The organism is Hydrogenophaga sp. (genome assembly GCF_051007235.1).
GTDB lineage: Bacteria > Pseudomonadota > Gammaproteobacteria > Burkholderiales > Burkholderiaceae_C > Hydrogenophaga.
Window position 1 is genome coordinate 1 of sequence record NZ_JBPCSJ010000174.1, and the last position, 6050, is coordinate 6050.

Genomic DNA, 6050 nt, shown 5'->3' on the forward strand with positions numbered 1-6050 from the left:
GGGGCGCCGCGGCCGGCTTCGTGTTCCCGGCCGACGGCCGCGGCCGCATCTGGAACACCTTCGACGCGCACCGGTTGCTGACCTGGGCGGCCGCCGAGGGAGAGCCTGGCCAGCAACACGCGCTCAAGAAGGCGCTGCTGGAAGCCTACCACGGCCGAGCAGAGAGCCCGGCCGATCACGCCGTGCTGCTGGCCTGCGCGCAGGTGGCCGGGCTGGACGCCACCCGCGCCGCCGCGGTGCTGGCCAGCGATGAATTCGCTGACGAGGTGCGCGAGCGCGAACAGTTCTTCACTGGCCACGGCATCCACTCGGTTCCAGCGGTCATCATCAACGACCGGCACCTGATCTCCGGCGGCCAGCCTTCGGCCGTGTTCGAGCAGGCCCTGCGCCAGATCGCCGCGGGCGCCTGAGCCCGCACCCTTTCAAGGGACGACGCCGCATTCCTTGAGGGCGGGTCGCACCGGACGCTGATCCGGCCCGCGGCCCCCAGCCTTGCCGCGCGTTCCCGCACACCCGGTGCACACCGGGTGTCGTTCCTCCTCCATCCATTCGATGCCCGCCACTCCGGCGGTCGTGCCGTGCACGCCCGCGCGCGTGCAGCGCCTGTGGCCTCTGTGGCTGGGTCTTGCGGGGTATAAGAGCAAATATGTTTGCTTATATGTTTTTGTTTTTCGGAGGGGGTGGTCGTGCAATTCGTTGAACTGTAGCGCGCTTGCATAGGGAAAACACCTATGGTTTTGGGATGAACGGGTTTGACGTCTGATTTGTCGATCCCTAGAATAGGCAAATATGTTGTCTTAAATGCCGCTTTCGGATCATCCGATCCCAAGCATCCCGTCCCAGTCCCTAGGAGTCCTGAACATGCGCAATCTGAGTGGAAAAACCGTGATCGTCACCGGTGGTGGCGGTGGCATCGGCGGCGCAACCTGCCGTCGCTTTGCCGAAGAGGGCGCCAAGGTCGCCGTCTTCGACATGAACCTGGAGGCTGCCCAGAAAGTGGCCACCGACATCGAAGCCGCAGGCGGTGTGGCCAAGGCCTTCAAGTGCGACATCACCGACCGCGCCGCGGTGGATGCGGCCGTGGCCGCGGCCGAAGCCGCGCTGGGCCCCATCGACGTGCTGGTGAACAACGCCGGCTGGGACGTGTTCAAGCCCTTCACCAAGACCGTGCCCGCCGAGTGGGAGAAGCTGATCGCCATCAACCTGACCGGCGCCCTGCACATGCTGCACGCGGTGCTGCCCGGCATGGCCGAGCGCAAGGCCGGTCGCATCGTCAACGTGGCGTCCGACGCCGCCCGCGGCGGCTCGTCGGGTGAGGCCGTGTACTCCGCCTGCAAGGGCGGTCTGGTGGCCCTGTCCAAGACGCTGGCGCGCGAACACGCCCGCCAGAACATCACCGTCAACGTGGTCTGCCCCGGCCCGACCGACACCGCGCTGCTGGCCGGTGTGGCCGAAGGCGCGCGCGACCCGGCCAAGCTGCTCGAAGCCTTCCGCAGCGCCATCCCGCTGGGCCGCCTGGGCCAGCCGGACGACCTGGCCAGCGCCATCGCCTTCTTTGGCAGCGACGACGCCGGCTTCATCACCGGTCAGGTCATCTCCGTCTCTGGCGGTCTGACCATGCACGGCTGACCGCACGCCACCCCTTCAACGCACACCCGAGGAAACTCCCATGAATTTCGAAGACATCCTGTACGAAGTCCGCAACGGCGTGGCCTGGATCACCATCAACCGCCCGGACAAGATGAACGCGTTCCGCGGCACCACCTGCGACGAGATCATCAAGGCCCTGAACAAGGCCGGCTACGACCGCCAGGTGGGCTGCATCGTGCTGGCCGGCGCCGGCGAGAAGGCCTTCTGCACCGGCGGTGACCAGTCGGCCCACGACGGCAACTACGACGGCCGCGGCACCATCGGTCTGCCGATGGAAGAGCTGCACACCGCCATCCGCGACGTGCCCAAGCCCGTGATCGCCCGCGTGCAGGGTTTCGCCATCGGCGGCGGCAACGTGCTGTGCACCATCTGCGACCTGACCATCTGCTCCGAGAAGGCCATCTTCGGCCAGGTCGGCCCCAAGATGGGTTCGGTGGACCCCGGCTACGGCACGGCCTTCCTGGCCCGCGTGGTGGGCGAGAAGAAGGCGCGCGAGATCTGGTACCTGAACAAGCGCTACTCCGGTCAGGAAGCGGTGGACATGGGCCTGGCCAACATCTGCGTGCCGCACGAGAAGCTGGACGAAACGGTGCAGGAATGGGCCGAGACGATCTGCGAACGCAGCCCCACCGCCATCGCGATCGCCAAGCGCAGCTTCAACTGCGACACCGCGCACCAGAGCGGCATCGCCGGCATGGGCATGTACGCGCTCAAGCTGTACTACGACACGGAAGAGTCGCGCGAGGGCGTGAACGCGCTCAAGGAAAAGCGCAAGCCCGAGTTCCGCAAGTACGCCAAGTAAACGCAGGAGGACCCAGATGAACCCGAATCCCTACATCGACGAAGACCTGCAGGCGCTGGCCGAAACCGCGCGCCGCTTTGCCGACGAACGTGTCAAGCCCGGCTTCCTGGAGCGGGACAAGACGCGCGACCTCGACCGCAGCTTGCTGCGCGAGATGGGCGCGCTCGGGTTCATCTGCCCCGAGCTGCCCGAGCAGTTCGGCGGCCTGGGCATGGGCTGCCTGGCCGCGGGCGTGATCCACGAAGAGATCGCGCGCGCCGACCTGAGCTTCTCGTACCTGAACCTGCTGGCCTCGCTCAACAGCCAGATCCTCTCCAAATACGGCAACCCGGACATCGTGGGCCCCTGGCTCCAGAAGATCGTGCAGGGCGAGGCGATCTGCGCCATCGCGCTGACCGAACCGCGTGGCGGCTCGGACGCCGCCAACCTGCGCCTGCGCATCGAGCGCGATGGGGACTTCTACGTCATCAACGGCGAGAAGACCTCCATCTCCGCCGCCGACCAGGCCGACATCGCCGTGGTGTTCGGCCGCACCGGCACGCCCGAGTCGGGCGCGCACGGCGTGACCGCGTTGCTGGTGCCCATGGACACCCCGGGCCTGACCACCAACCGCTTCGACTGCCACGGCCAGCGCGCCATCGGCCGCGGTTCCATCTTCTTCGAGAACGTGCGCATCCCCGTGAGCCACCGCCTGGGCGACGAGAACAAGGGTTTCGTGCAGGTGATGCACGGCTTCGATTTCTCGCGCTCGCTGATCGGCCTGCAGTGCCTGGCCGTGGCGCGTGTGGCGCTGGACGAGACCTGGGAATACATCACCCAGCGCCAGGCCTTTGGCCAGCCGCTGTCGGCCTTCCAGGGCGTGACGCACCCGCTGGCCCAGTTCGACACGGAAGTCGAGGGCGCGCGCCTGGTCTGTCTGCAGGGCCTGTGGCTCAAGGACAAGGGCCTGCCGCATTCTGCCGAGGCCGGCATGGCCAAGTGGTGGGGCCCCAAGCTGGCCTACGACGTGATCCACCAGTGCCTGCTGTGCTACGGCCATGGCGGCTACGACCGCGGCCTGATGGAACAGCGCCTGCGCGACGTGCTGGGCTTCCAGATCGGCGACGGCACGGCGCAGATCATGAAAACCATCATCGCCCGCACCCGCGCCGGCCGCAAGAACGTACCGGCCTGACCGGACCGGTTCCACCCCCAGAGCAGGAGACAAGACCATGGAATTCGATGCAGTGCTGATCCCGGCCCGCCGCGCCCAGAGCGTGGCCCAGGGCTTCTGGCCCGACCGCACCATCAACGACGAGCTGGACGCGTGTGTGGCGGCCTGCCCCGACAAGCTGGCGCTGACGGCGGTGCAGGCCGAAAGCGGCGCGACCACGCGCTTCACCTACCGCGAGCTGGCCGCCATGGCCGACCGCGTGGCGGTGGGCCTGACGAAGCTGGGCGTGGGCAAGAACGACATCGTCGCCTGCCAGCTGCCCAACTGGTGGCAGTTCACCGTGGTCTACCTCGCCTGCTCGCGCATCGGCGCGGTGATGAACCCGCTGATGCACATCTTCCGCGAGCGCGAGCTGTCGTTCATGCTCCAGCACGGCGAGGCCAAGGTGCTGATCGTGCCCAAGGTCTTCCGGGGTTTCGATTTCGAGCAGATGGCCACCGGACTGAAGCCCAGCCTGCCGCACCTGCAGCACATCGTGGTGGTGGGCGGGCAGGGTGCCAACAGCTTCGAGGCCCTGCTCAGCGGCCCGGCCTGGGAGAACGAGCCCGGAGCACGCGAGGTCCTGACGCGCCACCGCCCCGGCCCGGACGACGTCACCCAGATCATCTACACCTCGGGCACCACCGGTGAACCCAAGGGCGTGATGCACACCGCCAACACGGTGATGGCCAACATCATTCCCTACGCGCAGCGCCTGCAACTGGACGCCGAGGACGTGATCCTGATGGCCTCGCCCATGGCGCACCAGACCGGCTTCATGTATGGGCTGATCATGCCCATCCTGCTCAAGGCCAGCGCGGTGATCTACGACGTGTGGGAGCCGCTCAAGGCGATCGACCTGATCCGCGCCGAGGGCTGCAGCTTCACCATGGCGTCCACGCCGTTCCTGACCGACCTCGCCAAACACGTGGCCGAGTCGGGCAAGACCGTGCCCACGCTCAAGACCTTCCTGTGCGCCGGCGCCCCCATCCCCGGCCCGCTGGTGGAGCAGGCGCGCGCGGTGCTGGGCACCAAGATCGTGTCCGCCTGGGGCATGACGGAAAACGGCGCCGTGACACTGATCCGGCTGGACGACCCCGACGAGCGCGCCTTCACCACCGACGGCTGCCCGCTGCCCGGTGTCGAACTCCGGGTGGTGGACTTCGACGGTGCGGTCCTGCCCGCGGGCCAGGCTGGCAAGCTGATGGTGCGTTCGGTGTCCAACTTCGGCGGCTACCTCAAGCGCCCGCACCTCAACGGCACCGACGCCGAGGGCTGGTTCGACACCGGCGACCTCGCGCGCCTGGACGAGCAGGGCTATGTGCGCATCACCGGCCGCAGCAAGGACGTGATCATCCGCGGCGGCGAGAACATCCCGGTGGTCGAGATCGAAGCGCTGCTGTACCGCCACCCCGCCGTGGCCATGGCGGCCGTGGTGGCCTACCCCGACGAGCGCCTGGGCGAACGCGCCTGCGCGGTGGTCGTGCCCAAGGCCGGGCAGACCATCGACCTGCCGGCCATCGTCGCCTTCATGAAGGAACAGAAGGTGGCGATGCAGTACATCCCCGAGCGCCTGATCGTGCGCGACGCCATGCCGTCCACCCCGTCCGGAAAGATCCAGAAGTTCAAGCTGCGCGAGATGCTGCGCGAAGGACTGGTCTGAATCCCGCGCCACCTCTTTTTCCCCTGCCGACCACAACCCACCACCCGGAGACACAGCCATGTTCAACACCACCGCATCCCCCCAGCGCCGCAGCCTGATCCAGGCTGCCGCCGCAGCCGTCCTGGGCTTCGCTGCCCTGGGCAGTGCGCAGGCCCAGCAGGCCTGGCCCAGCGCCAAGCCCATCCGCATCGTGGTTGGCTTCGCGCCCGGTGGCACCACCGACGTCATGGCCCGCGTCATGGCGCAGTCGCTCGGCGAAGCGCTGGGCCAGGCCGTAGTGGTGGAGAACAAGCCCGGCGCGAGCGGCAACCTGGCCGCCAGCGAGGTGATCCGCGCCACGCCCGACGGCTACACCTTCCTGATCGCACCCACTTCGTTCGAGACCGCCAACCCCTACCTGTTCAAGCAGACCATCGCGCCGGCCAAGGACCTGACCCCGGTGGCCGGTGTGGGCCGCAGCCAGATGTACCTGGTGGTCAAGCCGCAAGCCACCTTCAAGGACGCCAAGGACTTCGTGGCCTACGCCCGCGCTAACCCCGGCAAGCTGTCGTATTCGTCCGCCGGTGCCGGTACGCCCCCGCACCTGGCCGGTGAACTGTTCAAGAAGGTCACCGGCGTGTTCGCCACCCACCTCCCTTACCGCGGCGCCGCGCCGGCCCTGCATTACGTGATGGCCAACCAGGCCGACTACGTGTTCGATCCGTGAATCGCCTTCCCGCACGTGCGCGCCGGCAAGGTGCGCA

The 6050-nt window shown here is 67.6% G+C and carries 6 protein-coding genes; all 6 read left to right on the forward strand.

Annotated features, from left to right (window positions below):
• Positions 1–410 (forward strand): DsbA family oxidoreductase (locus tag ACR2JA_RS06175; RefSeq protein ID WP_434008231.1); only part of this gene is annotated, 410 nt, incomplete at its 5' end.
• Positions 411–861: 451 nt separating this feature from the next.
• On the forward strand, positions 862–1629 hold the full coding sequence (badH, locus tag ACR2JA_RS06180; RefSeq protein ID WP_434008232.1) for a 2-hydroxycyclohexanecarboxyl-CoA dehydrogenase: 768 nt from the start codon (positions 862–864) through the stop codon (positions 1627–1629).
• Positions 1630–1669: 40 nt separating this feature from the next.
• Positions 1670–2452, forward strand: coding sequence for a 2-ketocyclohexanecarboxyl-CoA hydrolase (gene badI / locus ACR2JA_RS06185; RefSeq protein WP_434008233.1), 783 nt, complete (start codon positions 1670–1672; stop codon positions 2450–2452).
• Positions 2453–2468: 16 nt separating this feature from the next.
• Positions 2469–3626, forward strand: coding sequence for a cyclohexanecarboxyl-CoA dehydrogenase (gene aliB, locus ACR2JA_RS06190; RefSeq protein WP_434008234.1), 1158 nt, complete (start codon positions 2469–2471; stop codon positions 3624–3626).
• A gap of 37 nt (positions 3627–3663) precedes the next feature.
• On the forward strand, positions 3664–5307 hold the full coding sequence (gene aliA / locus ACR2JA_RS06195; RefSeq protein WP_434008235.1) for a cyclohexanecarboxylate-CoA ligase: 1644 nt from the start codon (positions 3664–3666) through the stop codon (positions 5305–5307).
• Positions 5308–5365: 58 nt separating this feature from the next.
• A complete protein-coding gene (locus tag ACR2JA_RS06200) occupies positions 5366–6013 on the forward strand; it encodes a Bug family tripartite tricarboxylate transporter substrate binding protein (protein WP_434008236.1) in 648 nt (215 codons plus the stop codon).
• Positions 6014–6050 lie beyond the last annotated feature (37 nt).